The organism is Nonomuraea insulae, assembly GCF_042656245.1.
In genome coordinates this window covers 37,996-60,423 of the sequence record NZ_JBHSPA010000080.1, presented here as the reverse complement: position 1 = coordinate 60,423, position 22,428 = coordinate 37,996, and the positions used below count along the sequence as shown (strand labels likewise).

The window sequence follows — 22,428 nt, the reverse complement described above, 5'->3', positions numbered from 1 at the left end:
CTACTTAGCGTTGAGGCGGGTGGAGGAGCGGCGGCGCATCAGGTCGGCCACCGTGTCGGCCAGCACCATGGGCTCCAGGGGCTGCGGCACGACGGCGTCGGCCTTGGACCAGTCGGCCAGCCAGCGGTCGTCGCGCCTGGCGATGATCAGGCAGATGGGCGGGCAGTCGTAGACCTCGTCCTTGGCCTGGCGGGAGACGCCCATGCCGCCCGCGGGCTGCGTCTCGCCGTCGAGGACGGCCACGTCGATCTCGCCGGAGCCCAGCCACTGGTGCACCTTGGGCTCGGTGGCGCACTCCACGATCTCCACGAGGGGGAGGTCGGCCGCGGGTCGCCTGCCGATCGCCTGGCTCACCTCGGCCCTGGTGGCGGCGTCGTCGCTGTAGACGAGGATTTTCATCTTCTCGTCGGTGCTCCCAGTGGACATCGGTCGCGCTCACTATCCGTTGAAGAGGTAGGGTCACCTGGGATCGTACCGGTGCGCGGGCGTGCAGACCCAGGCCACCATGCCTGGTGGGTGATTCGTGTTGATTATCCCAGGTTGGGTAGAGGTTTGTACCTGCTAACGGGGGGTCGTGCGACCGACCGACCATGGGAACCGCAATAATGCTGGCGTGGCGACAGCATCCGCAATAACTTCGACGACGACAGCACAGTCGTACCGCAGACCAAACCTGGTCAGTGTGGGCACGATCGTCTGGCTGTCCTCTGAGCTCATGTTCTTCGCGGCGCTGTTCGCGATGTACTTCACCATCCGGTCAGTGAGCGTAGGCAAGGGCCTCGAGTGGGGTCCCTCGCTGTTTCCCGCGGGCGTAGAGGCCGCGGAAGGCGCTCACCTGAACATCCCGTTCGCGACGGTCAACACGATCATCCTGGTTCTGTCGAGTGTGACGTGCCAGCTGGGCGTGTGGGCCGCGGAGAAGGGGCAGGTCGGCAAGCTCCGCTTCTGGTATCTCATCAGCTTCCTCATGGGCGCGGTCTTCGTCGGAGGACAGCTGTACGAGTACGGCGAGCTGGCGTCAGAGGGCGCGACCTTGTCCGCTAACGCCTTCACTTCGGTGTTCTACCTGACGACGGGCTTCCACGGCCTGCACGTGACCGGTGGCTTGATCGCGTTCCTGTTCATGCTGGGACGCACGTACGCCGCGAAGCGCTTCACGCATGAGCAGGCCACCAGCGCCATCGTCGTGTCCTACTACTGGCACTTCGTAGACGTCGTCTGGATCGGTCTTTTCGCGACCATTTACATCATTCGTTAAGGAACGGGATCTCTGTGACTAGGATCACCGCTTGGCGGCGGCATCCCCTCGCGAGATATGCCGTCCTGATTTTCGCGCTGGCGCTGGTCGGGATGGCATACACCGCCTTTGCCCAGGCGGGTAAGCCCGCCGACGCGGCTCTGGCGGCTGGCAAGGTCGATGACGTGGCCGAGGGCAAGAGCCTGTTCGTCAAGCACTGCTCAAGCTGCCACGGCATGAACGCGCAGGGCACCACGTCGGCGCCCACGCTCATCGGCGTCGGCGCCGCGGCCGTCGACTTCCAGATGAGCACCGGGCGCATGCCCGCCGCCGCCCCCGCCGCCCAGGCCCCCCGCAAGCCACAGGCGCCCTGGGTCGACGAGACGAAGACCCGCCAGATCGCGGCCTACGTGCAGTCGCTCGGCGGCGGCCCGCAGGTGCCCGGTCAGGAGCAGGTCGACGCGAAGCTCGGTGACGCGGGCAAGGGTGGCGAGCTGTTCCGCGCCAACTGCATCCAGTGCCACAACTGGGTCGGCGCCGGCGGCGCCTTGACGCAGGGCAAATACGCGCCCAACCTCAACGAGGCGACCCCGACGCAGATCTACGAGGCGATGGTCACCGGTCCGCAGGCGATGCCGGTGTTCAACGACACGACGATCACGCCAGAAGAGAAGCGCAGCATGATCGCCTACATCACCCAGGTTCGCTCGCAGAGGGACCCGGGAGGTTTCGCCCTCGGGCGTATTGGCCCGGTCACCGAAGGTCTCGTAGCGTTCCTGGTGGGCCTCAGTGTCCTCGTCATCGCCGCCATCTGGATCACCGCGAAGAAGCGACAGAAGTCATGACAGACAACGAGCACGAGATCGAGCAGCCGGACGAGCGCGTACCCAAGCGCGTCATCGGCACCCCCGCACCGGGCACCTCGATGCTCGGCGCCGCCGAAGCGGCGGAGATCGACCAGGACGTCCCCGGCGTCACGCTGCCTGACGAGGCCAAGGCCCGCAAGGCGGAGAAGATCGTGGCGCTCTGCTTCACGATCACGTTCCTGGCCGCCATCGCGTTCATCATCTCGTACGTGTATTTCCAGGTGGGCAGCCCCGAGGCGACGGGCAACTCCAACCTGGCGCTGGGCGGGACGCTCACGGTGGCGATCCTGGGCCTGGCGGTCGGCATCGTGATCTGGGTCCGCCAGATCATGCCGAAATACTCGCTCGTCCAGGAGCGCCACCCCATGGCCTCCGAGGAGAGCGCGCGCGAGGTCGTGGCGGACACGTTCGTGCAGGGCGCCAACGAGAGCGGCTTCGTCAAGCGCAAGCTGCTGCGCCGCACGCTGCTGCTGGCGGCCGCGCCGCTCGGGCTGGTCCCGCTGGTGCTGCTGCGCGACCTCGACAACAGCGAGATGCCCGGCGCCAAGTTCAACGACGAGTTGCGCCACTCGGTCTGGGGCAACAAGACCAAGGAGGGCAAGCCGCTCAGGCTTGTCGTCGAGGGCACCGGCCAGCCCATCAGGGCGGCCGACTTCAACTCGCCCGGCGGCATCCTGTCGGTCGTGCCCGAGGGTTACCAGCATGACCTGACCGCCCTGGCCAAGGCCACGCTCATCCTGATCAAGTTCCGCCCGGAGGAGATCAAGAGCGGCGTCAGGCAGAACTGGACGCACGACGGCATCGTCGCCTACTCCAAGATCTGCACGCACGTGGGCTGCCCCGCGGCCCTGTACGAGCAGAACACCCACCACATCCTCTGCCCGTGCCACCAGTCGACGTTCGACGCCGCCGACGGCGCGAAGGTCATCTTCGGCCCGGCCGCCCGGCCGCTGCCGCAGCTGCCGATCGCCGTCGACCCGGAGGGCTACCTCATCGCCCAGGGCGACTTCGAGGTGCCGCCGGGGCCCAGCTACTGGGAACGCGGTGACGCCGAGGCCGAGGCCAGGTCGAAGGGAGGCCAGGCATGAGTGATGAGCTGAAGGACACGCCGAAGGCCATCGCCGGACCGTCGAACTTCCTCGACGAGCGCCTGGGCGGTGCCAACTTCCTCAAGCGCAACATGCGCAAGATCTTCCCCGACCACTGGTCGTTCCTGCTGGGTGAGATCGCGCTCTACTCGTTCATCATCCTGCTGCTGACCGGGACGTTCCTGACGCTCTGGTTCAAGCCCAGCATGATGGAGGTCGCCTACGACGGCTCGTACGCGCCGCTCAAGGGCGTCATGATGTCCGAGGCCTACGCGTCGTCGCTGGAGATCAGCTTCGACGTCCGGGGTGGTCTGCTCATGCGGCAGATGCACCACTGGGCGGCCCTGCTCTTCGTGGCCGGCATGATGGTCCACGCGCTGCGCGTGTTCTTCACCGGCGCCTACCGCAAGCCGCGCGAGCTCAACTGGATCATCGGCGTGCTGCTGCTGACGCTGGCGCTGGCCGAGGGTCTGACCGGTTACTCCCTGCCCGACGACCTGCTCTCCGGCGCCGGTCTGCGGATCACCGAGGGTGTGGCGATCTCGCTGCCGCTGGTCGGCACGTACATCACGTTCTTCCTGTTCGGCGGGGAATATCCGGGTGAGGATGTCATCCCCCGGTTCTACTCGCTGCACATCCTGCTCATCCCGGGCATCCTGCTGGCGCTGATCTCGGCGCACATGGTGCTCATGTGGGTGCAGAAGCACACGCAGATGCCGGGCAAGGGACGGACGAACCAGAACGTGGTAGGCGCGCCGTTCTACCCGGCCTTCATGGCGAAGGCGGGGGCGTACATGCTGTTCACGCTCGCCGTGATCAGCGGCCTGGCGACGTTCACCCAGATCAACCCGATCTGGCTGTTCGGCCCCTACACACCGGCGGACGTGTCGGCGGGTTCGCAGCCCGACTTCTACATGGGCTTCCTCGAAGGCGCGCTGCGCATCATGCCGGCGTGGGAGATCAACCTCTTCGGCACCGCCCACGCGGGCACACTGCCGCTGAGCGTCATCATTCCGGCATTGGTGCCGATGGGCATCATCATGACGGGCCTGGCGCTCTATCCGTTCCTGGAACGCTGGGTGACGGGCGACAACCGCGAGCACCACGTCGTGGACCGCCCGCGCAACAACCCGCACCGCACCTCGATCGGCATGTCGGCGATCACGTTCTACGGTGTGTTGTGGCTGCTCGGCGCCAACGACGAGATCGCCGCGAACTTCCACATCAGCCTCAACGTCACCACGTACGCCGGCCGCGTGCTGATCTTCGTGGCGCCCGCCCTGGCGTACCTGATCACCTACCGCATGTGCCTCGGCCTGCAGCGCTCCGACCAGGCGATCATCTCGCACGGCGTGGAGTCCGGTGTGATCAAGCGGCTGCCGCACGGTGAATTCATCGAGGTCCACACGCCGCCGGCGGAGGACATCGAGGCGCACATGCGCGGCAAGACCGCCGTGCCGATGTTGCCGGTGGACGAGGACAGCTCGGGCATCCCGCCGAAGGGCATGCGCGGGCCGCTCGGCAAGCTGCGCGGGCGCATGTCCAAGGCGTACGGCGGGGAGAAGATCCCGCTGGACGACGGGCATGGGCACGAGGACGAGCACGCCGCCATCGGCTCAGGCGACGATCGCAGCATCACGCACTGAACGACGCCTTGATCACACGGGCCCGGACGTTTCGTCCGGGCCCGTGTTGTTTCATCATCCTTCACGCGCTGCCGTGGCCGGCGGGGGCGAAGTCAGTCGGATTCGGGGAAGCCGATGGAGAAGGCGGCGTCCAGGTCGTGCTTGGAGTAGGCGCGGAAGGCGATGTGCGTCTCGGTGTGCAGCACCCCGGTCACCTTGTTGATGCGACCCGGCACGACCTCGGCGATCTCCTCGTAGGCGGCGACCCTGACCATGGCCAGCAGGTCGTATTCGCCGGTGATGGAGTAGACCTCGCTGACCCCTTCGATCTCGGCGATCGTCTGGGCGACCTCCGCGATCCGGTCTACCTCTGCGTTTATGTGGACGATAGCCGTGACCATGCATCAACTCTATCGTTTCACCTCAAAGGTCGCCCCTCCCGATTTCTGCGCTGATCGAGATGGCGATAGGCGAGGTCGATGCGGGCCTTGTGCCGTCCGGCCCCGCGCGCGGGCAGGCTCCACTCGCCCTCCACCTCCACCAGCCGCACCCCTGGTGACTCCAGCCACCGCAGGATGCACTCGGTCTCCTCGGCGCTGGCGGCGTGGACGGGCCCGGGGCCGGGCTGCACGGCCTCCGCGGTGGCCTTCAGGCCGTCGACGAAAGGGGTCGGATGGGTGCCCTTCTGCATGACGCCGGCCGCGGCCAGCCGGCCGTAGCGCACGACGTGGATGTCCCAGCCGCCGCCGAACGCCGGGCTGGCGGCGACGAGCTGAGGGAGGCGCGTGATGGCGCTGAGACGCTGCATGCGGGCCGCCGTACGGACGAAGGAGGCCAGCCGGTCCCGGTCGACCGAGGCCTCCTCGTAACGCTGCTCCACCGACAGCCGCTCCATGCGCGCCGAGACGGCGCTGAAGACCGGCGAGGCGTCGAGCGTCATGGCGCGGCGGGCGCTCTCGACGTGGAAAGCGTATTCCTCCGGGCTCTCCCCGCCCTCGCAGGGCGCGCCGCAGCGGCCCATCTCGTGCAGCGCGCAGGCCGCGCGCCGGGTGCGCAACGTGACCGGCTGGGTGCACTGGCGCAGCGGGACCGCCTCGTGCAGGGCGATGCGGGCGTCGTCGGCCTGGCGGGCGCTGGTGAAGGGGCCGAGGTAGGTGGCGCCGTCGTCCTTGAGCTCGCGCACGATCGACAGGCGGGGGAAGACCTCGGTGGTGAGCTTGAGCCACACCACCTTCTCAGGGAAGCGGGAGCGGCGGTTGTAGCGCGGCTTGGCGCCGCCGATCAGGCGCAGCTCCCTGACCTCGGCCTCCAGCCCGGTCGAGCAGACGACGTGGCGCACCCGGTCGGCGATGCCGATCATCTCCCGGATGCGCGGGCGGGTCTCGGCGGCGGTGAAGTAGGAGCGCACCCGGTTGCGCAGGTTGGTGCTCTTGCCGATGTAGAGGACCTCGCCGCGCTCGTCCTCGAAGAAGTAGACGCCGGGCGCGTGCGGGACCGACTCGGCCAGGTGCCGCTTGCGCTGCTGCTCGGGCGTGGGAGCGCGGACGAACGACTTGAGCTCCTCCAGCGTGTGCACCTGGAAGGAGCCGGCCCGCTCGATCAGCCCGTGCAGCACGTCCACCGTGGCCCTGGCGTCCTGCAGGGCGCGGTGGCACGGCTCGACCGGGCTGCGGAAGAACCTGGCCAGCGTGCCCAGCTTGGCGTTGGGCGTCTCGTCGCGGGTCAGCACGCGCCGGGCCAGGTCGACGGTGTCGACGACCGGGTTGGCCGGCGGGGGATAGCCGAGCGTGGCGCAGGCGGCCTTGACGAAACGGGTGTCGAAACCGGCGTTGTGCGCCACCAGCGTCGCCCCGCGGATGAACTCGAGAAAACTCGGCAGCACCGACGAGATCTTGGGCGCCGCCACCACCATGGCGTCGGTGATGCCGGTCAGCACGGAGATGAACGGCGGTATCGGCCCTCCGGGATCGACCAGCGTGGAGAACTCGCCGAGCACCTCGCCCGCCCGCACCTTGACCGCGCCGATCTCGGTGATGGCGTCCTCGGCGGGCGCACCGCCGGTCGTCTCGAGGTCGAACACGACGAACGTGACGTCGCTCAGCGGTGTGCCGAGCTCGTCGAGAGTGCCTTGAACCGGATCCACGAACCAAGACCATAGAGAGGTCGACCGACAGGAACGAGTAACCAACCCTTTTGATCCTTAGTTACCCTTCCCTTTATGTCCTCGGGAAGACTCGCCGGCCGCTACTCACTGCTGCGCCCGCTCGGTGCGGGCGGCATGGGAAAGGTGTGGCTGGCCAGGGACGAGATGCTCGACCGCGACGTCGCGGTCAAGGAGCTCACGCTGCCAGAAGGCATGGCGCCCAAGGATCGGGCCGACTCGGTGACCAGGGCCGTGCGCGAGGCTCAGGCCACCGCGCGGCTGCGCCATCCCGGCATCGTGGCGCTGCACGACGTCGTGGTCGAGCAGGATCGGCCGTGGCTGGTCATGGAGCTGCTGCGGGGCCGCACGCTGGCGGAGACCGTACGCGAGTCTGGGCCCATGCCGGCCGTCCACGCCGCCCGCGTCGGCGCCGACGTGCTGGAGGCGCTGAGCGTCGCCCACGCCCAGGGCCTGCAGCACCGCGACGTCAAGCCGGGCAACGTCTTCCTGACCGAGAGCGGCCGGGTGGTGCTCACCGACTTCGGCATCGCCAGGCAGGAAGGCCAGGCCACGCTCACCGAGCAGGGCCTGATGATCGGCTCGCCCGGGTTCATCGCGCCCGAGCGCCTGGAGGGCCAGCCCGGCGGCCCGGCCAGTGACCTGTGGTCGCTCGGCGCCACGCTCTACGTCGCGCTCACCGGCGGGCCCGCCTACGAGGGCACGGCGGCCCAGCGGCTGCGCGCCACGCTGACGCAGCCGGTGCCCGTCGCGCAGGGGGCGCTCGGGCCGCTGCTTGCGGCGATGATGGCCTACCAGCCGCCCGCCCGCCCCGACGCGCAGGTGGCCGTGCAGGCGCTCAGGCAGGTCGCGGCGGGCGGTCCCGCGCCGCGGCTGCCGGTCAACGCCGTGGCGACCGCGCCGCGCAGGGTGAAGCGGCGCGGCCGGGCCGTCCTGCTGATCGCCGCCGGCGCGGTGGTGGCCGTGGCGGGGGGCGCGACGGGCTTCGTCCTGCTGAACGACACGGGCGGCGCGACGCCGTCGGCGTTCACCGTGCCGATGGACGTGTGCACGCTGATCACCTCGCAGGAGGTGGGCGGCCTGCTGCGTACGCAGAGCCCGCCCAAGGCGCAGCCCGACTCCGACGACGTCGGCCCCAGGTGCGGCTGGCCGATCTCCGGCACCGGCGTGGGCCTGCAGGTGCAGAAGGACTCCGACACCGTCGACCCCTGGTCCATGACCGACGTCTCGGCCCGCACGCTGTTCCAGAACCAGAAGCGCCACTGGGGCAAGTACGACGACATCGACTGGACATGGCCCGAGATCGGCGTGAAGGACTCCAGGAGGGCCAAGCGCACCCCGCTGCACCCGATCAACGGCATCGGCGAGGAGGCGTTCGGCTTCGAGCTGAAGGGCCCCACGGGCCGGATCCACTCCGCCCACGTCTACTACCGGCTGGCCAACCTGGTGGTGAGCGTCGAATACTCCACGCTCGCCGACCGGCCGACCGACGAGGACGTCAAGCAGGCGGCCCTGAAAGCCGCGCAGGCGAGCGAGCGGGCGTTGCGTCATGCAGGGTGACCTCTACCTGCTGGCGGGCCGCTACCGGCTGATCGAGCGGCTCGGGCAGGGCGGCGCGGGCACGGTGTGGCGGGCGATCGACGAGATGCTCGACCGGCAGGTCGCCGTCAAGCAGGTACGCGTGCCGCAGGGCATGAGTCCCCCGGAGCGCGCCGAGTTCGCCGACCGGGCCATCCACGAGGCCAGGTCCGCGGGCCGGCTGCGCGACCCGGCCATCGTGCTCGTGCACGACGTCGTCCTGGAGGGCGACCAGCCGTGGATCATCATGGACCTGGTCACCGGCCGCTCCCTGGACAAGGTGATCAAGGAGCAGGGGCCGCAGCCGCCCGGTTTCGTGGCCGCGGTCGGGCTGCGCGTGTTGTCGGCGCTGGAGGTCGCGCACGCGCACGGCATGTTGCACCAGGACGTCAAACCGGCCAACATCCTGCTCGACGGCGACGGCTCCGCCATGCTCACCGACTTCGGCATCGCCGCGCCGATGGGCGGGCAGGGCGACCGCTACGGCAGCGCGGGCTCGCCCGGCTACATGGCCCCCGAGCGGCTCAACGAGCAGCCCTCCGGCCCGGCCTCCGACCTGTGGTCGCTGGGCGCCAGCCTGTACACCGCGGTGGAGGGCCGCGCGCCCTTCGAGCGGGCGCTGCCGGCCGCGATCGCGGCGGCGGTGCTGCTGCACGAGCCGCCGTTCCCGGCCAGGGCGGGCCGTGACCTGGGCCGCCTGCTGATGGCCATGCTCGCCAAGGACCCGTCCGTCCGCCCGAGCCCCGCCCAAGTACGCCAGGAGCTGAGCGGGCTGACCGGCCCCGGCACGGCTTCCCGGCGCCGCCGGGCCTCCGCCCGCCCCCGCCGGTGGCTGCTGCCCGCCGTGCTCGCCGCCGTCGTGGCGCTGGGCGCGGGCGGCTGGTACGCCGCCACCGCACTCGGCGGCACACCATCTGAGACGGGCAGATACGCCAAGGCCCCCGACCCCTGCTCCCTCCTCGGCGACGCCGACGCCGCCAAGCTCCTCAAGGAAACCCCCGAACGCAGCCTCACCCGGCCAGGCGAATGCCAGTGGCTGGTCCGCCAGGGTTCCGGCCCGAGCCGCCGCCTCATCGTGCGCGCCTGGGCCGAGCGGCCCAACGGCGACCTCGACGGGCCCCAGACGGCGCAGCGCCGCTTCGCCAGCGAGAAGAGCAGCCGCGCCGCGGCGAAGGGCACCAGCCTGCGCGTGTCCCACGGCGCCGTGTCCGACGTCCCCGGGGTGGGGGAGACGGCGATCGTCCAGAACAGCTTCACCTTCCACATCAACTCCACCGACAGCGGCACCGCGGACAGCACGCTGCTCTTCCGCATGAGCAACCTGCTGGGCGAAGTGGTCTGGCATCGTGAGGACGTGGCGGCCAAGAACCCGGCGGACAAGGAGACAGCCATCGCCGCCGCCCGGCTGGTCTCCGCGGCGCTGGCGAGATGAACGAGGCGCTGCTGCAAGCACCATGCAAGGGGTTTGACTAGCATGTCTCCCCGCAAGTCAGGGCAACCCCAGGAGTCCCAGTGAATCCCGGTAGCGACCACGAGCCGCCGACCACCCCTCACCAGGTGCCGGGCAGGCAGTTCGAGCCGCCGAGAGTGCCGCCGCCCCTGCCGCCGACGATGCCTCCCATGCCTCCCATGCCTCCCATGCATCCCATGCCTTTCATGCCGCAACCGCCGCCGCGGCCCAGACGGCCCGTCTGGCTGCTGCCGGCGCTGGCCGCCGCCCTCGTCGTGCTGGTCGCCGCCGGCGGTGTGGGCGCCTACCTCGTGTACGGCAAGGTGTCGGGCATCGGCACGTCCCCGCCCGCCAGGACGTCGCCGGCCACGGGGCAGCCCGCCACCGCGGCGGCCGGTCCCGACGTGTGCGCCATGTTGCCCAAGGAGGAGGCCGACCGGCTGGTGCCCGACGCGACCGTGGCCGAGTCGTCCAGGGACGGCGACTACACGATCGACTTCACCTGCAACTGGAAGAACCAGCGCATCTCGTTCGGCGAGTTCTGGCGCAGCAGGGAGGTCGACGTCAGGGTCGCGCAGCACAAGGGCGAGGCCGCCAAGACCGGCAGGGCGATGGCCCAGAGCTCGTACGAGTCCGAATACCGCAGCGGCAAGTACGGCGCGACCGCCAAGCCGTCGCTCGACCCCGACGAGAAGGAGTACATCTCCGCGATCAAGGACGTCCAGGGGGTGGGCGACGGCGCGTTCGCCCAATACACCTGGCGCCGCGACGGCAAACTCCTCTGGTACGCCTTCGGCACCGCCCACGCCCGCGTCGGCGACATGACGATCGAGGTCAAGTTCCAGGCCGGCCAGCAGCGCAAGGACGCCCAGATCCTGTCCAACGAGAGCACCCAGTCGGTCACGGAGGACAACGCCATCCGCGAGGTGAGCGGCCTGGCCGCGCAGTTCGCCAAAGGGGTGGCCGCCTGGCAGGCGCAGCACCCCGACGTGCTGGCAGAGGCGAAGCCGTCGGCGGCGGCGACCGCGACCGCCTCGCCGAGCGTCCGCGCGACGCCCTCGCCCACGGTGCTGGCCGCCTTCCCCGCCGACTGCGAGGCCGTCGGCGAGACGGCCACGCGGCTCGTGCCCGAGCCTGCCACCCGCGCGCGCGGCACCGCGGCCGGCGAGGACAGCCAGACCGAGTGCCGCTGGCTCAACCTGGAACTGCCCGGCGGTGAGGGCGAGAAGAAGATCCGCAGCGCGCTGATCACCGTGCACCGGTTCACCAACCGGTCGGGCGCGGTGGACGAGCCCGCGGCCAAGGCCTTCTACGCCGGCGAGTACGGCGGCGACAAGGCCATGGCCGACTCCGCGATCGGCCGCATCAAGTGGGGCGGGCTGACGGACGTCAAGGAGCTGGGCGACCAGGCGTACCAGCAGTACGTGCAGACCAGGAGCGGCGAGGTCGCGGCCGCCAGCGGCACCGTGATCCTCCGCAAGGGGCCGGTGGTCGTCCAGGTCGACTACTCCGGGCACCAGCGCCCCGAGAAGGCCGCGACCAACTCGCCCAAGGTCGAGATGATGCCCGAGAAGGAGGCGCTGTCCGGGGCGCTCACCCTGGCCAAGGCGTACCTGGCGCAACTGGCCTAAGAGCTGTCTCCAGTCGCCGGCCGGGCAACCGGCAGGTGCGTCGCGCGGGCGTTCCCACCGGACGCCGCACGGCAGCACCTCCGTTCCACCACCACGGTCCACCACCACGGCCGGCAGCCCGACCGGCAGGACGGCACCGATGACGGCCACGACGGGCCCCGCCACGACGGGCCCCGCCACGACGAGCGCCGCCACGACGGGCCCCGCCACGACGAGCGCCGCCACGACGAGCGCCGCCACGACGAGCGCCGCCACGACGAGCGCCGCCACGACGAGCGCCGCCACGACGAGCGCCGCCACGACGAGCGCCGCCACGACGAGCGCCGTCGCGACCGGCGCTGGTGCGACGGGCGCCGCCGACGGTGTGCGGCGGCGTCGCCGGAGGCTCGGTGAGGCTGGAGGATGCGCCCCAGCGCCGGCGGCGACCGCCTGGGACAGACGAGGGCCACGCGCTCGTCCGGGGCCGGTTCCAGGGTGAGGCCGTCGATGATCGTGCGGTCGTCCGCGCGGTAGGTGGGGCCTCGGCAGACGCGTGCGGGAGGAGCCGCCACGCGCCGGATCGGCTCCCTGACTGGAGGTACCCGTCAACGGTTAATGAGCCTGCAACCCGGTTGCAAGCGGGACAAATACCGTTATACCTGCAAGCACCTGAGCCGCGCGATCATAGTTTGTCCAGTACAGGGGCATGGGCAAACTCATGGGGGATCTCGCGGCTCATTGCTTTGCCCGGGTCACGAACGGCTCCAGCAGCCCCGGCACGGCATCCGACGCCAGGTCGAGCCCGTCGCCGCGGCCCACATCGAGCACCTCGTAGTGGCCCTTGCCCGCCGCCGTCGTGGCGGAGATGGTCAGAAGGCCGGAACGCCGCTGGAAGAACGACTCGGTGATCGTCCAACCCGCGATGCCCCTGCGGTCGAGCGCGGTCGTCCGCCTGGCCACGGCGCCCCTCCTCATGACGAGGTGACGGGGGCCCAGCGCGTGCCCGAGGCTCGCGGCGCTCGCCACGGCCAGCCACAGCCCGTACGCCAGCGTCACCACCGGCACCAGCCACACCCACCCGCCCAGCCACCCGCTCGCCCATCCGCCGGTCCAGCCGTCCAGCCAGCCACTCGCCCATCCACCGGTCCAGTCGCCCGTCCAGCCGTCCAGCCAGCCACTCGCCCATCCACCGGTCCAGTCGTCCGTCCAGCCGTCCAGCCAGCCGCCCGTCCAGCCGCCCGTCCAGCCGCCCGTCCAGCCGCCCGGCCGGACGCCCGCCTGGCTCCCCGGCCAGGGCCACGGCGGCTTGGACACGGCGGTCACCAGCGCCGTCACGACCAGTGCGGTCACCACGGCCCGCACGAGCCGCCTGCGCCTGGCCGCCGGAGGGTGCGGCACCAGCGGGGGCACACCGGCGCCCGCGATGTCGGCGGCGATCGCGGCGGCCAGGGCGCGGGGGACCGGCGGGGTGAGCGCGGCCGCGTCCTCGGCGCCGTCCTCGGAACTCTTGCCCAGGCCGGTGGCGATGGTCCTGACCCTGGCCCCGCCGGCCAGCCGCAGCAGCAGCGGCTCACCGATCTCCACCCCGCGCAGTCTGCGCTCCTCCAGCGTCAGGGACCGGCTGGTCAGCAGGCCGCGGCGAAGCCGGATCCGTCCCGGTTCGCGCTCCAGCCGATAGCGGCCCCACGATTCGGCGAACAGCAGCAGCGCGCCCAGCACGCCGACGGCCAGATTGACCGCGAGCAGCAGCGGGACCGCCAGCAGCGGCTGCGCCGTCACCCACTCCCACAGGCCGGTCGCCACCTGGGTGGTGTACTTCTTCAGCCCGAACGAGTCGAGCGCCTTGTACAGCGCGCCGAGCAGGATCGCCGCGCCGGTGAAGGTCCACACCGACAGCGGCGCGTACCTGATCCACGACCAGCGCAACTCCGCCAGCGGCCGCTCCGCCGCCGCCTCCACGTCCTGGAGGCGGCGCGCGGCATCCCCAGGGGCGAGGTGCGGCCCCTGGTGCAGCAGGGTACGGCGCAGGGCCTCGGCCTCGTGCCTGCCCAGGGGGTCGAGCACCACCTCGGTCCTGTCGGCCGCGTGCTCTCCCGTGCCCACCTTGACCACCGTCAGGCCGAACACCCTGTTCACCGGGTCGGCGCGCAGATCCACGCTGCGGACGCGGTCGCGGGGGATCGAGCGGTGCTGGCGGGTGGTGATGCCCGAGCGCAGTTCGAGGCGGCCGGGGGTGAGGCGCCAGCGGGTGGCGCGCAGCCTGAGCACGTCGTACGCGACCACGGCGGCGATGATCAGCACCGCCGCCCCGGCACACGCCGCCACCATCCCGCCCATCGCCCAGTCACGCCCCGCCAGAAACCGCACCAGCCCGGCCGTGGCCCCCACCACGATGGCCAGCGACTTGACCCCAGAGGCCCACAAACTCCTCCCCGCCAGCCCCCGCCACTCCACATCCCCGGACGTGTCCCCGTCTCCCAGCCCGACGTGCCCTCCTCCGCTCAGCTCGCCCCGCGCCTGACCCTCTGACCCGGCGTGCGCTCCGGCCGCCGGTTCGCCCTCCGCCCTGTCTCCCGGCCCGGCATGTGCTCCGGTGCTCGGCTCGCCGTGCGCTTTTGGCGCGGCGCCGTACTGTGGCTCGGTCGGGTGTGGGACCTGTGCCCTGGCCGGTGGTGCAGTCTGCGGCCGGGACGGCGGGCCCGCCTGTACTCGGCCTGTCGGTCGGGCGCGTTCGTTCCGATGTGAGGTCACGTCGCGTCCCCCGGCGTCGCCTGGGTCAGGGCGGTCAGGCGTTCGGCCAGGTCGGCCGCCACCTCGTGGTCGAGCGCCTCGATCTTGACGGCACCCGCCGAGGACGCGGTGGTCACCGTGACGTCGGCCAGCCCGAAGAGTCGCTGCACCGGCCCCCGCGCGGTGTCGACCCGCTGGATGCGCGACATCGGCGCCACCCGCCATGTGTGTGTCAGCCACCCCTTGCGCGTGTAGACCGCCTGGTCGGTGACCTCCCACCGTTCCACCCTGTAGGAGGCCCGCGGCCCCACCAGGGCCAGCGCCAGGCAGCCCGCCGCGAACACCGCCACGACGCCCCCCAGCCACATCGGCCGGTCGGTGAAGATCCAGTACGCGGCCGCCGCCGCCCCGGCCACGGGCACCAGGAGGATCAGCCCCTGCACCGTCCACCACGTGATCGCCCGGGGATCGGCCTGGTTGCGCGGCGGGCGCAGCCTGGTCGTGCTCACTGGCCGTCCTCCGCCCTCTTCATCGACCCGGCCACGGCGAGCAGCACGAAGCCGAGCACTCCGATCACGATGGACGCGAACACCTCATATCCCTTCAGAATCGGCAGGACGTTGACCACGAGCAATCCGTGGGCCCAGCGCCACCACCCGAACAGGGTGTTCATCAGGCCGCCCACGCCCTGCGCGAGCAGCAGCCAGCCGAACACCGTCAGCACCGCTTCCATGCCATCCAGCCTCGCCGTGGCACCGGGTGGCCCGCGTCGGCCGTAGGTCTTGGGTGACACCGACTTTGGTCGCTGTCGCCGTACCCCTGACAGGCCTTAACCTCGATGAACGTGACGGAACTGCGGGGAGACGGCGCTCCCACCCACGAATACCGGTGGGCGCTGCCGTCGGTGCTGCTCGGCGATCCGGGTGAGGGCCGCGTGCGGCGCTCGACGCGCGACTGGATCGTCGACACCGTCATGTTCCTGTTCGCCTGCGGCCTGACGTTCCTGTCCCTGATCGAGCTCCAGGACCAGCACCAGCCCGAGCCGCTGCTGGCGGTGGAACAGGTGACGGGGGCGCTGTCGTGCGCGTCCGTGTGGCTGCGGCGCAGGTGGCCGGTCGGGCTCGCGGTGGTGCTGGCCGTGCTCTCGTCCTATCTGGAGCTGGTCGGCGGGGCCTCGGTGGTGGCGCTGTTCACGGTGGCGGTGCACCGGCCGTTCAAGGTCTCGGGGCCGATCACGCTGCTCAACCTCATCACCCTGGCCCCCTATGTCGCGCTGCGGCCCCAGAGCGACCTCGACAGGGGCTGGACGGCGGCGCTCGGCACGGCGATCGTGCTGACCGTGTTCGCTTGGGGGATCGTGGCCAGGGCCAGGCGGCAGCTCGTCTGGTCGCTCAGGCAGCGCGCCGACAGCGCGGCCGAGGAGGCCAAGCGGCTCGAACGCGAGCGCATAGCCAGGGAGATGCACGACGTGCTGGCCCACCGCATCTCGATGCTCAGCCTGCACGCGGGCGCGCTGGAGTTCCGGCCTGACGCGCCCCCCGCGGAGATCGCCAGGGCGGCCGGGGCCATCAGGACCAACGCCCACCTGGCGCTGCAGGACCTGCGTGAGGTGATCGGCGTGCTGCGCCACTCGGCTCCGGCCGGGGACGACGTGGTGCCCGACCGGCCGCAGCCCACCCTCGCCGACCTGCCTGCGCTGGTGGAGGAGTGCAGGCAGGCGGGCATGGTCATACATCTCGACCTGCGGGCCGACGGCGCGCCCGAGGGGCTGGGGCGCAACCTCTACCGCATCGTCCAGGAGGCGCTCACCAACGCGCGCAAGCACGCCGGCGACGTGCCGGTGACCGTCGCCGTCGAGGGGACGCGCGGCAAGGGGTTGTCGGTGGAAGTACGCAACGCGCTGCAGGCGCGGTACGGCTCGCGCATCCCGGGGGCCGGCGCCGGGCTCATCGGGCTGACCGAGCGGGCCGAGCTCGCGGGCGGCAGGCTGGAGCACGGCGCGACGCCTGAGGGCGAGTTCCTGGTACGCGCCTGGCTGCCGTGGCCGGTGGAGGCGACCCAGGAGGACGACGCATGACCCCGATCGGTGGAGGCGGCTCAGGAGGAAGGCGCATGACCCTGGCGGGTGGAGATGACTCGGGAGGACGACGTATGGCCTCGGATGGGCCGATCAAGGTGCTGATCGTGGACGACGACGCGATGGTGCGGGCCGGGCTGTCGATGATCCTCGGCGGCGCGGGCGACATCGAGATCGTCGCGCAGGCGGGCGACGGCGCCGAGGTGCCGCCGCTGGTGGCCGAGCACCGGCCGGACGTGGTGCTGATGGACATCCGCATGCCGGGGATCGACGGGCTGACCGCCACCGAGACGTTGCGCCGCACGGCCGCGCCGCCCGAGGTGGTGGTGCTGACCACCTTCCACGCCGACGCGCAGGTGTTGCGGGCGTTGCGGGCCGGGGCGGCCGGGTTCCTGCTGAAGGACATCGCGCCCGGCGACCTGGTGCGGGCGATCAGGCAGGTGGCCGACGGGGAGCCGATCTTGTCGCCGGTGGTGACGCGGCAGCTCATCACGCACGTGTCCGACGGCGGGGCGGGGGAGCGTACCGAACGGGCCAAGAAGTTGCTCGGCCGGCTCAGCGAGCGGGAGCGGGAGGTGGCCATGGCCGTGGGGCAGGGCAAGTCGAACGCGGAGATCGGGCGGGAGCTGTTCATGAGCGTGCCCACGGTCAAGGCGCACGTCTCGCGGATCCTCACCAAGCTCGGCCTCAACAACCGGGTCCAGGTGGCGCTGCTCGTCTACGACGCCGGTTCGTAGCCGGCGAGCAGCTCCTCCAGGGTCGCCCGGTGCAGCACCAGGTCGTCGGGGTCGTCCGGCATGGGCTGCTCGCCGAAGTGCACCCTGCGCTGCCAGACCCTGGCCATGATGACGCCGTGGCGCAGGGCTGCGTACATCTCGTAGAAGTCCAGGTCGCGTGGCTCGTAGCCGGTCAGCTCGCGGTAGGTGCGGCAGACGTCGGCGCGGCGCATGAAGCCGGGCATGCCGGGCAGGCCCGCACCGGTGGTGAGGTCCTGGAAGAACCGGTGCAGGAAGATCATCCAGGACAGGTCCAGCTCGCGCGGCCCCACGGCGGCCATCTCCCAGTCGAACACCGCGACCGGCGTGAAGTCCCTGAACATGATGTTGCCGATCCTGGCGTCGCCCCAGGAGAGCACGTCGGGCCCGGGAGAGTCCGGCCAGTGCGCCTCCAGCCAGTCGAACGCCCGCTCCAGCAGCGGAATGCGATGCTTGCCGTGCGCCCACTCGTAGTACGCGCGCTGTCTCTCGACGTGCGCGCGCAGCCCCGGGGTTCCGAACGGGGACAACTCGGTCGGCGTGAACGCGCTCTGGTGCAGCGCCGCCAGGATCCCCACGCTCGAGTCCTGTAAACGGCGCTGGTCGGCGGGGGAGGCATCGTGCAGCCAGCCTCCGAACGTGTATGGCAGCACGTCCGGCGGCACCTCCCCGTCCGCCCGCTCCATGACGAAGAACGGCGAGCCGAGCGGCCCGGGATCCGGCTCGAACCACAGGGCCCGCGGCGCTGGGATTCCAGCTTTTTCCCTGGCCAGCCGCATTATCTCGAACTGCGCCCCGAGATCGTAGGCAGGGAAAACGGGAACGGCTTCCACCGCTGGTGCGAGCCTGGCTACGCAGCGCGTACTGCCGGCCTCCCAGGTCGCGGTGAAGAACAGGGTCTCGCTTGACAGGCCGTTTTCCGACGGTCTGGACATCTCGGACACGGTGACGCTCCCGCCGATCCTGCCCCGGAGCCAGACGGCGGTGCGTTCCCGCAGTTCTTCCAGGTCACGCGTGGAGGTGCGCATCGGCTCTGTCACGGTGGGCCTCCCGGCTGGACATGTGCCCTTCGACAGTCGTATACCGCCTAGCAAGCGCTTGTCCATATAGAGACGCTCGTTACGGTCAGGTACGCAACAGCCGTACCCTTGTCTGAAAGGGCATGTCACGAAGGGACAAGTGGGATGAGTTCAGCGGGTGAAGGCCTGGCTCGCCCGCTTCCCGAGCAGGTGCGGCTCAACGTGGTCGATCTGGCCTCTCAGGTCCTCGGAACGATGCCCGCTGTCTCCATACCGCCGCCCCTGCGCGGCATCGCCAAGTTCGACCCCCGTAAACGGGCCAAACTCGGCAGTGCCCCCATAGCGGCGCAGCTCGAGAACGACAAGAAGTTCCGCGAACTGGTCGCCGAGTCCGTGGCGGCCGGCTGGCCGGAGCTGGTCACGGCGCTGGCGGAGGGCAACGTGCCCCCGGCGGCCGACCCCGTGCTGGTGGCCGCGGCGGCATACCTCACCAGGCCCCCGGGCTGGGCGGAGATGATCGAGACCGCCCGCACCGACCTGGAGCAGGCGGCGGTGGCGGCCGAGGGCACCGAGCGCGAAGAGGTGGTGACCCGGCTGCGCGAGCAACTCGCCGCGCAGAAGAGCTCCGCCAAGGAGGAGGCCGACCGGCTGCGCGAGCAGATCAAGTCGGCCCGCGCGGAGAACTCCGACCTGCGCCGCAAGCTGCACGACGCCCGTGAGCGGGCCAAGGCCGCGGCGCGGCGCTCCGAGGAGATGGAGCACGTCGCCGAGGAGGCCAGGACGGCCGCCACGGTCGCGGGCAGCGCCGGCGAGTCCGAGCTGCGGCGGCTGCGCGAGCGGCTGGCCGACGTGGAGAAACAGCTCGAAGCCTCGCGCCGGGCCGCCCGCGAGGGCAGGAGCATCGAGGACGCCCGCGTCCGGGTGCTGCTCGACGCGCTGCAGGACGCCTCGGCCGGGCTGCGCCGCGAGCTGGCCCTGCCCACCACGATCAGCCGACCCGCCGACTCGGTCGCGGCGGTCACCGGCGAGCGACCCGGAGTGCGCGGGGTGCCCGCGCGGGCCCTGGCCGACGACGACCCGCAACTGCTCGACCAGCTCCTGGCGCTGCCCCAGGTGCACCTGATCATCGACGGCTACAACGTCACCAAGACCGGCTACGGCACCCACACGCTCGCCGACCAGCGCACGCGTCTCATGACCGGGCTCGGCGGGCTCGTGGCGCAGACCAGGGTCGAGGTGACCGTGGTGTTCGACGGCGCCGAGCTCAACGCCCCCGTGCAGGTGGTGGCGCCGCGCGGGGTGCGGGTGTTGTTCAGCGCGCCGGGGGAGATCGCCGACGACCTCATCCGCCAGCTCGTACGCGCTGAGCCACCCGGCCGGGCCATCGCCGTGGTGTCGTCGGACCGCGAGGTCGCCGAGTCGGTCAGGCGCATGGGAGCCAGACCCGTTCCGTCGGCTTTGCTGCTGCGCCGGTTGGGTCGCGCGTAGGTTACGAATTGCCGCGTTTGGGTCATGGCCCACCCGCCACTTCTGTACTATTTCGCCCCAGATGTAATCCCATGGAGGCGATACAGTGAGGTTTGGCCGGGTGCCGGTGGCCACGGGTCTCATGTTCGGGCTGGTGCTGATCCCGATGGGAGCGGCGGTCGCCGATCCCAAACCCACTCTCGGCCAAGCCAAGGCCAAGCTCGACAAGCTCAACGACAAGGCCGACAAGGTCGTCGACCGGTACAACACGGCGACAGAGCGCTACAAGAAGGCCAAGTCCACCTACACCACGCTGAACGACAGCTACAAGCGCAAGCTGGCGACCGTTGAGGACCTGCGCGCTCAGGTGATCGGCATGGCCGTCGACAGCTACAAGCTCGGCGAGGACGTGACCTCCTGGCCCGGCATCCTCGGCTCGCAGAACCCCCAGGGCATGCTGACGGGGCTGGCGGTGGCCGGCCAGGTGCAGCAGGAGCGGGCCCGGAAGCTGGCGGCCTTCAACCAGGCGAACCGGGGGCTGAAGGCCGACCGCGACAAGGCGCAGGACGCCCTGCGGGGCGCCGACAAGGAGCGGGACTCCGTCCAGAAGGAGCGCTCCGACATCCTCAAGCTGGTCGAGCAGCAGAAGAAACTGCTGAAGAAGCTCGGGGCCTACAACGCCGGCAACCCGAACAGCGTGGGCCTCAAATACACCGGCGCGGCCTCGGGGAACGCGGCCGCGGTGCTGCGGTTCGCCTACGCGCAGGTGGGCAAGCCGTACATATTCGGCGGGACGGGTCCTGGCGGCTTCGACTGCTCGGGGCTGACGCAGGCGGCCTGGGCGGCGGCTGGGGTCTCGCTGCCGCGTACGACGTGGTCGCAGTGGGCCTGGGGGGCCAGCCGCAAGGTGAGCATGGACGCCCTGCAGCCCGGGGACCTGATTTTCAGTAATGGGCTCGGACACGTCAGCATTTATGCGGGCAATGGGAATATCGTCCATGCGCCGCAGACCGGCGACGTCGTCAAGGTCGTAAAACTGTCCGCCTACGGGGGCGGTCTCGTCGGCGCGATCCGTCCGTGACTTTTCTCCCTTAGTTCGACTGCGGTGGGTGGCCTGTCCACCGACCGCTCCGGCTGACCGCCGTCCAGGACTGACCCGCGCACCTTTACGCGCTGCCATGGCCGGTAACCCGCCGCACTTCGCCTGACGGCCCTCCAGGAAACGCCCTGACCCGCGTTTGGCGCCATCCTTTACGCCGTGACTGGTCGGCCACCCGCCGCACTCCGCTGACGGCCCTCCAGGAAACGTCTTAGCCCCATCCTTTACGCGCTGCCACGGCCAACCACCCGCCGCACTCCGCCTGATGGCCCTCCAGGAAACGCCCTCTGACCATTCAGTGGCGAGCCGCCGTTACGCGAGCCCGAGTTGCCCGACTTCCGTGGTTCAAGCGTTCGCCGCCATGCCCGCCGTTTCGGTCTCTGCCGGCGGGGATTTCGGCTGCCGGACGGCTGTGTTGTTTGTCACCAAAGGTTTCGGTCATGCCGGTTGGTCGGGTGTAAGCGCTTTTGCGCAGGTCAAAGCCCTTCCGTGAAGCTCCGGAATCGACCATCTTCGTGACTACTACGTCACCTCGTAGGCCATCGCGATGTGATCGCGAGAGCGCTCCCCGGCGCGGGTGGTCGCGTTTCAGATGTGACGTTTGGGGCGCGAGTGATGATTGGGACCTGACAACAGCCGCTGTGTCCAAGTGTGAGCAGGGTCACATTTCAATAACGGAACCTGGTGCTCCAGCAGGGGTTCGGCATTTGACCGACACCACTATCTGATCTTTACAACCGGGTTCACCCTTTGCCGATCCTTGACCGTTCGGCGTAGCTTCTGGCGTCGTCGCGGTGAACAAGCCATGTCGCTGCGAACCGGCATCGGTCCCTCCCGATGCGAGACAGATAAATATCCGCCGGTCGCTCCCGATATCCCCATATCGCAGACAAATCGGGGCTTGCGACCTGCCGAATCCGTGCAGCCAGGAGGCACGGAGCCGGGGACCCAGCGATCCCATGTTTCCCCAGGGATCAGGGGTGAATCGGCGCGCCAATCGCGCCGTAGGGCGACTTCCAGGCCCGAATCCGTCAGCTAACCCGGTAGGCGTTCGTGGAAGACACAAGGAGAAATCCTGTCTAACTCCCTGCAGAACCCCCGCCTGTCCCGCCTTGCCCTGAGTGGCGTTGCACTCACGATGACCGTGACGGCCGGAGGTCTCGTCCTCCATGCCCCCACGGCTCAAGCGGCGACGACGAGCGCATCGGCCGGCACGACGACGGTGAAGGCGGCTACCACCGCCCTGACCTCGGCGAAGTCGGTCACGACGGCCCAGAGAAAGGCCGCCAAAGCCGCTCGGCAGAAATCGAAGGCCCGCACGGCCGTCGCCGTGGCCAAGGATCAGATCGGTGACCCGTATCGATACGGGGGCACAGGACCTGGTTCGTTTGACTGCTCCGGACTCGTCCAGTTCGCCTGGAAGAGGGCCGGGGTGAAACTCCCGCGCGTGGCGAGCAGCCAGTTCGCCCGTATCAGGCACAAGATCTCCTGGCGCAAACTGAAGCCAGGTGACCTGATGTTCTTCAGCGGGTTGGGCCACGTGGGCATGTACGTCGGCAAGGGCAAGATGATCCATTCGCCGCGGACAGGCGAACGGGTGCGCATAGACAAGCTGGGCGGATGGCGCAGGTCGTCGTTCGTCGGCGCGGTCCGTCCCGGCATGTGA

General features: G+C 70.1%; 20 protein-coding genes and 1 riboswitch. Of the genes, 13 read left to right on the top strand and 7 right to left on the bottom strand.

Going from position 1 to position 22,428, the window contains the following annotated elements:
• On the bottom strand, positions 1-426 hold the full coding sequence (locus ACFPZ3_RS52370) for a response regulator (protein WP_379521945.1): 426 nt from the start codon (positions 424-426) through the stop codon (positions 1-3).
• Positions 427-574: 148 nt separating this feature from the next.
• On the opposite strand from ACFPZ3_RS52370, the gene ctaE reads away from it, so the two are divergent.
• The 4 genes from ctaE to qcrB are packed head-to-tail and all read left to right on the top strand — an operon-like array spanning position 575 to position 4,837.
• Positions 575-1,258: an aa3-type cytochrome oxidase subunit III gene (gene ctaE, locus ACFPZ3_RS52365; RefSeq protein WP_465263591.1), complete on the top strand. Its 684-nt coding sequence runs from the start codon at positions 575-577 to the stop codon at positions 1,256-1,258.
• 14 nt (positions 1,259-1,272) lie between these two features.
• Positions 1,273-2,082, top strand: coding sequence for a cytochrome bc1 complex diheme cytochrome c subunit (gene qcrC / locus ACFPZ3_RS52360; RefSeq protein ID WP_379521944.1), 810 nt, complete (start codon positions 1,273-1,275; stop codon positions 2,080-2,082).
• Positions 2,079-3,191, top strand: coding sequence for a cytochrome bc1 complex Rieske iron-sulfur subunit (gene qcrA, locus ACFPZ3_RS52355; protein ID WP_379521943.1), 1,113 nt, complete (start codon positions 2,079-2,081; stop codon positions 3,189-3,191). The genes qcrC and qcrA overlap by 4 nt, the downstream gene beginning before the upstream one ends.
• Positions 3,188-4,837: a cytochrome bc1 complex cytochrome b subunit gene (gene qcrB, locus ACFPZ3_RS52350; protein WP_379521942.1), complete on the top strand. Its 1,650-nt coding sequence runs from the start codon at positions 3,188-3,190 to the stop codon at positions 4,835-4,837. Before qcrA ends, qcrB begins: the two co-directional genes overlap by 4 nt.
• A gap of 92 nt (positions 4,838-4,929) precedes the next feature.
• Here qcrB and ACFPZ3_RS52345 read toward each other — a convergent pair whose 3' ends face one another.
• Together ACFPZ3_RS52345 and ACFPZ3_RS52340 are read right to left on the bottom strand one after the other, a co-directional pair.
• A complete protein-coding gene (locus tag ACFPZ3_RS52345) occupies positions 4,930-5,217 on the bottom strand; it encodes an Lrp/AsnC family transcriptional regulator (RefSeq protein WP_379521941.1) in 288 nt (95 codons plus the stop codon).
• A 17-nt stretch (positions 5,218-5,234) separates the two neighbouring features.
• Positions 5,235-6,959: a DEDD exonuclease domain-containing protein gene (locus tag ACFPZ3_RS52340; RefSeq protein WP_379521940.1), complete on the bottom strand. Its 1,725-nt coding sequence runs from the start codon at positions 6,957-6,959 to the stop codon at positions 5,235-5,237.
• Between the two features lie 75 nt (positions 6,960-7,034).
• Between ACFPZ3_RS52340 and ACFPZ3_RS52335 the strand changes: the two genes are divergently transcribed.
• The 4 genes from ACFPZ3_RS52335 to ACFPZ3_RS52320 all read left to right on the top strand — a co-directional run bounded on the left by ACFPZ3_RS52335 (position 7,035) and on the right by ACFPZ3_RS52320 (position 12,114).
• Positions 7,035-8,537 (top strand): serine/threonine-protein kinase, encoded by a 1,503-nt coding sequence (locus tag ACFPZ3_RS52335; protein ID WP_379521939.1) that lies wholly within the window; start codon positions 7,035-7,037, stop codon positions 8,535-8,537.
• The gene (locus tag ACFPZ3_RS52330; protein WP_379521938.1) at positions 8,527-9,987 is read left to right on the top strand and encodes a serine/threonine-protein kinase; all 1,461 of its coding nucleotides are present in this window, start codon (positions 8,527-8,529) and stop codon (positions 9,985-9,987) included. Before ACFPZ3_RS52335 ends, ACFPZ3_RS52330 begins: the two co-directional genes overlap by 11 nt.
• Before the next feature lie 206 nt (positions 9,988-10,193).
• On the top strand, positions 10,194-11,636 hold the full coding sequence (locus ACFPZ3_RS52325; protein WP_379521937.1) for a hypothetical protein: 1,443 nt from the start codon (positions 10,194-10,196) through the stop codon (positions 11,634-11,636).
• Between the two features lie 139 nt (positions 11,637-11,775).
• Positions 11,776-12,114 (top strand): hypothetical protein, encoded by a 339-nt coding sequence (locus ACFPZ3_RS52320; protein ID WP_379521936.1) that lies wholly within the window; start codon positions 11,776-11,778, stop codon positions 12,112-12,114.
• A 236-nt stretch (positions 12,115-12,350) separates the two neighbouring features.
• Here the strand turns inward: ACFPZ3_RS52320 and ACFPZ3_RS52315 are convergent, their stop codons facing one another.
• The 3 genes from ACFPZ3_RS52315 to ACFPZ3_RS52305 all read right to left on the bottom strand — a co-directional run bounded on the left by ACFPZ3_RS52315 (position 12,351) and on the right by ACFPZ3_RS52305 (position 15,078).
• Entirely contained in the window at positions 12,351-14,039 is a 1,689-nt protein-coding gene (locus tag ACFPZ3_RS52315; RefSeq protein ID WP_379521935.1) for a PH domain-containing protein, read from the bottom strand.
• A gap of 323 nt (positions 14,040-14,362) precedes the next feature.
• Positions 14,363-14,854 carry a PH domain-containing protein gene (locus ACFPZ3_RS52310; RefSeq protein WP_379521934.1) on the bottom strand — a complete coding sequence of 164 codons (492 nt, stop codon included), beginning with the start codon at positions 14,852-14,854 and terminating at the stop codon, positions 14,363-14,365.
• Entirely contained in the window at positions 14,851-15,078 is a 228-nt protein-coding gene (locus ACFPZ3_RS52305; protein WP_379521933.1) for a hypothetical protein, read from the bottom strand. Before ACFPZ3_RS52305 ends, ACFPZ3_RS52310 begins: the two co-directional genes overlap by 4 nt.
• Positions 15,079-15,189: 111 nt before the next feature.
• Here ACFPZ3_RS52305 and ACFPZ3_RS52300 point away from each other — a divergent pair, with 111 nt between their 5' ends.
• Both ACFPZ3_RS52300 and ACFPZ3_RS52295 read left to right on the top strand, forming a co-directional pair.
• Positions 15,190-16,422, top strand: a complete 1,233-nt coding sequence (locus ACFPZ3_RS52300) for a sensor histidine kinase (protein WP_379521932.1) — start codon at positions 15,190-15,192, stop codon at positions 16,420-16,422.
• Between the two features lie 74 nt (positions 16,423-16,496).
• A complete protein-coding gene (locus ACFPZ3_RS52295) occupies positions 16,497-17,159 on the top strand; it encodes a response regulator (RefSeq protein ID WP_379521931.1) in 663 nt (220 codons plus the stop codon).
• Here the strand turns inward: ACFPZ3_RS52295 and ACFPZ3_RS52290 are convergent.
• On the bottom strand, positions 17,141-18,217 hold the full coding sequence (locus tag ACFPZ3_RS52290; RefSeq protein WP_379521930.1) for a phosphotransferase family protein: 1,077 nt from the start codon (positions 18,215-18,217) through the stop codon (positions 17,141-17,143). The genes ACFPZ3_RS52295 and ACFPZ3_RS52290 overlap by 19 nt on opposite strands.
• A 144-nt stretch (positions 18,218-18,361) precedes the next feature.
• Here ACFPZ3_RS52290 and ACFPZ3_RS52285 point away from each other — a divergent pair, with 144 nt between their 5' ends.
• The 3 genes from ACFPZ3_RS52285 (at position 18,362) to ACFPZ3_RS52275 (ending at position 22,428) form a co-directional block, all read left to right on the top strand.
• On the top strand, positions 18,362-19,684 hold the full coding sequence (locus tag ACFPZ3_RS52285) for an NYN domain-containing protein (protein WP_379521929.1): 1,323 nt from the start codon (positions 18,362-18,364) through the stop codon (positions 19,682-19,684).
• Between the two features lie 85 nt (positions 19,685-19,769).
• Entirely contained in the window at positions 19,770-20,744 is a 975-nt protein-coding gene (locus ACFPZ3_RS52280; protein ID WP_379521928.1) for a C40 family peptidase, read from the top strand.
• 917 nt (positions 20,745-21,661) lie between these two features.
• A riboswitch (cyclic di-AMP (ydaO/yuaA leader) is annotated at positions 21,662-21,827 on the top strand.
• 73 nt (positions 21,828-21,900) lie between these two features.
• Positions 21,901-22,428 carry a C40 family peptidase gene (locus ACFPZ3_RS52275; RefSeq protein ID WP_379521927.1) on the top strand — a complete coding sequence of 176 codons (528 nt, stop codon included), beginning with the start codon at positions 21,901-21,903 and terminating at the stop codon, positions 22,426-22,428.

Excerpts from the sequence above, each read along its gene's own strand:
- ACFPZ3_RS52370 (WP_379521945.1), bottom strand. The coding sequence starts at position 426 with ATGTCCACTGGGAGCACCGACGAGAAGATGAAAATCCTCGTCTACAGC.
- qcrA (WP_379521943.1), top strand. The coding sequence starts at position 2,079 with ATGACAGACAACGAGCACGAGATCGAGCAGCCGGACGAGCGCGTACCC.
- qcrB (WP_379521942.1), top strand. The coding sequence starts at position 3,188 with ATGAGTGATGAGCTGAAGGACACGCCGAAGGCCATCGCCGGACCGTCG.
- ACFPZ3_RS52345 (WP_379521941.1), bottom strand. The coding sequence starts at position 5,217 with ATGGTCACGGCTATCGTCCACATAAACGCAGAGGTAGACCGGATCGCG.
- ACFPZ3_RS52335 (WP_379521939.1), top strand. The coding sequence starts at position 7,035 with ATGTCCTCGGGAAGACTCGCCGGCCGCTACTCACTGCTGCGCCCGCTC.
- ACFPZ3_RS52330 (WP_379521938.1), top strand. The coding sequence starts at position 8,527 with ATGCAGGGTGACCTCTACCTGCTGGCGGGCCGCTACCGGCTGATCGAG.
- ACFPZ3_RS52325 (WP_379521937.1), top strand. The coding sequence starts at position 10,194 with ATGCATCCCATGCCTTTCATGCCGCAACCGCCGCCGCGGCCCAGACGG.
- ACFPZ3_RS52320 (WP_379521936.1), top strand. The coding sequence starts at position 11,776 with ATGACGGCCACGACGGGCCCCGCCACGACGGGCCCCGCCACGACGAGC.
- ACFPZ3_RS52305 (WP_379521933.1), bottom strand. The coding sequence starts at position 15,078 with ATGGAAGCGGTGCTGACGGTGTTCGGCTGGCTGCTGCTCGCGCAGGGC.
- ACFPZ3_RS52295 (WP_379521931.1), top strand. The coding sequence starts at position 16,497 with ATGGCCTCGGATGGGCCGATCAAGGTGCTGATCGTGGACGACGACGCG.
- ACFPZ3_RS52285 (WP_379521929.1), top strand. The coding sequence starts at position 18,362 with ATGAGTTCAGCGGGTGAAGGCCTGGCTCGCCCGCTTCCCGAGCAGGTG.
- ACFPZ3_RS52275 (WP_379521927.1), top strand. The coding sequence starts at position 21,901 with ATGACCGTGACGGCCGGAGGTCTCGTCCTCCATGCCCCCACGGCTCAA.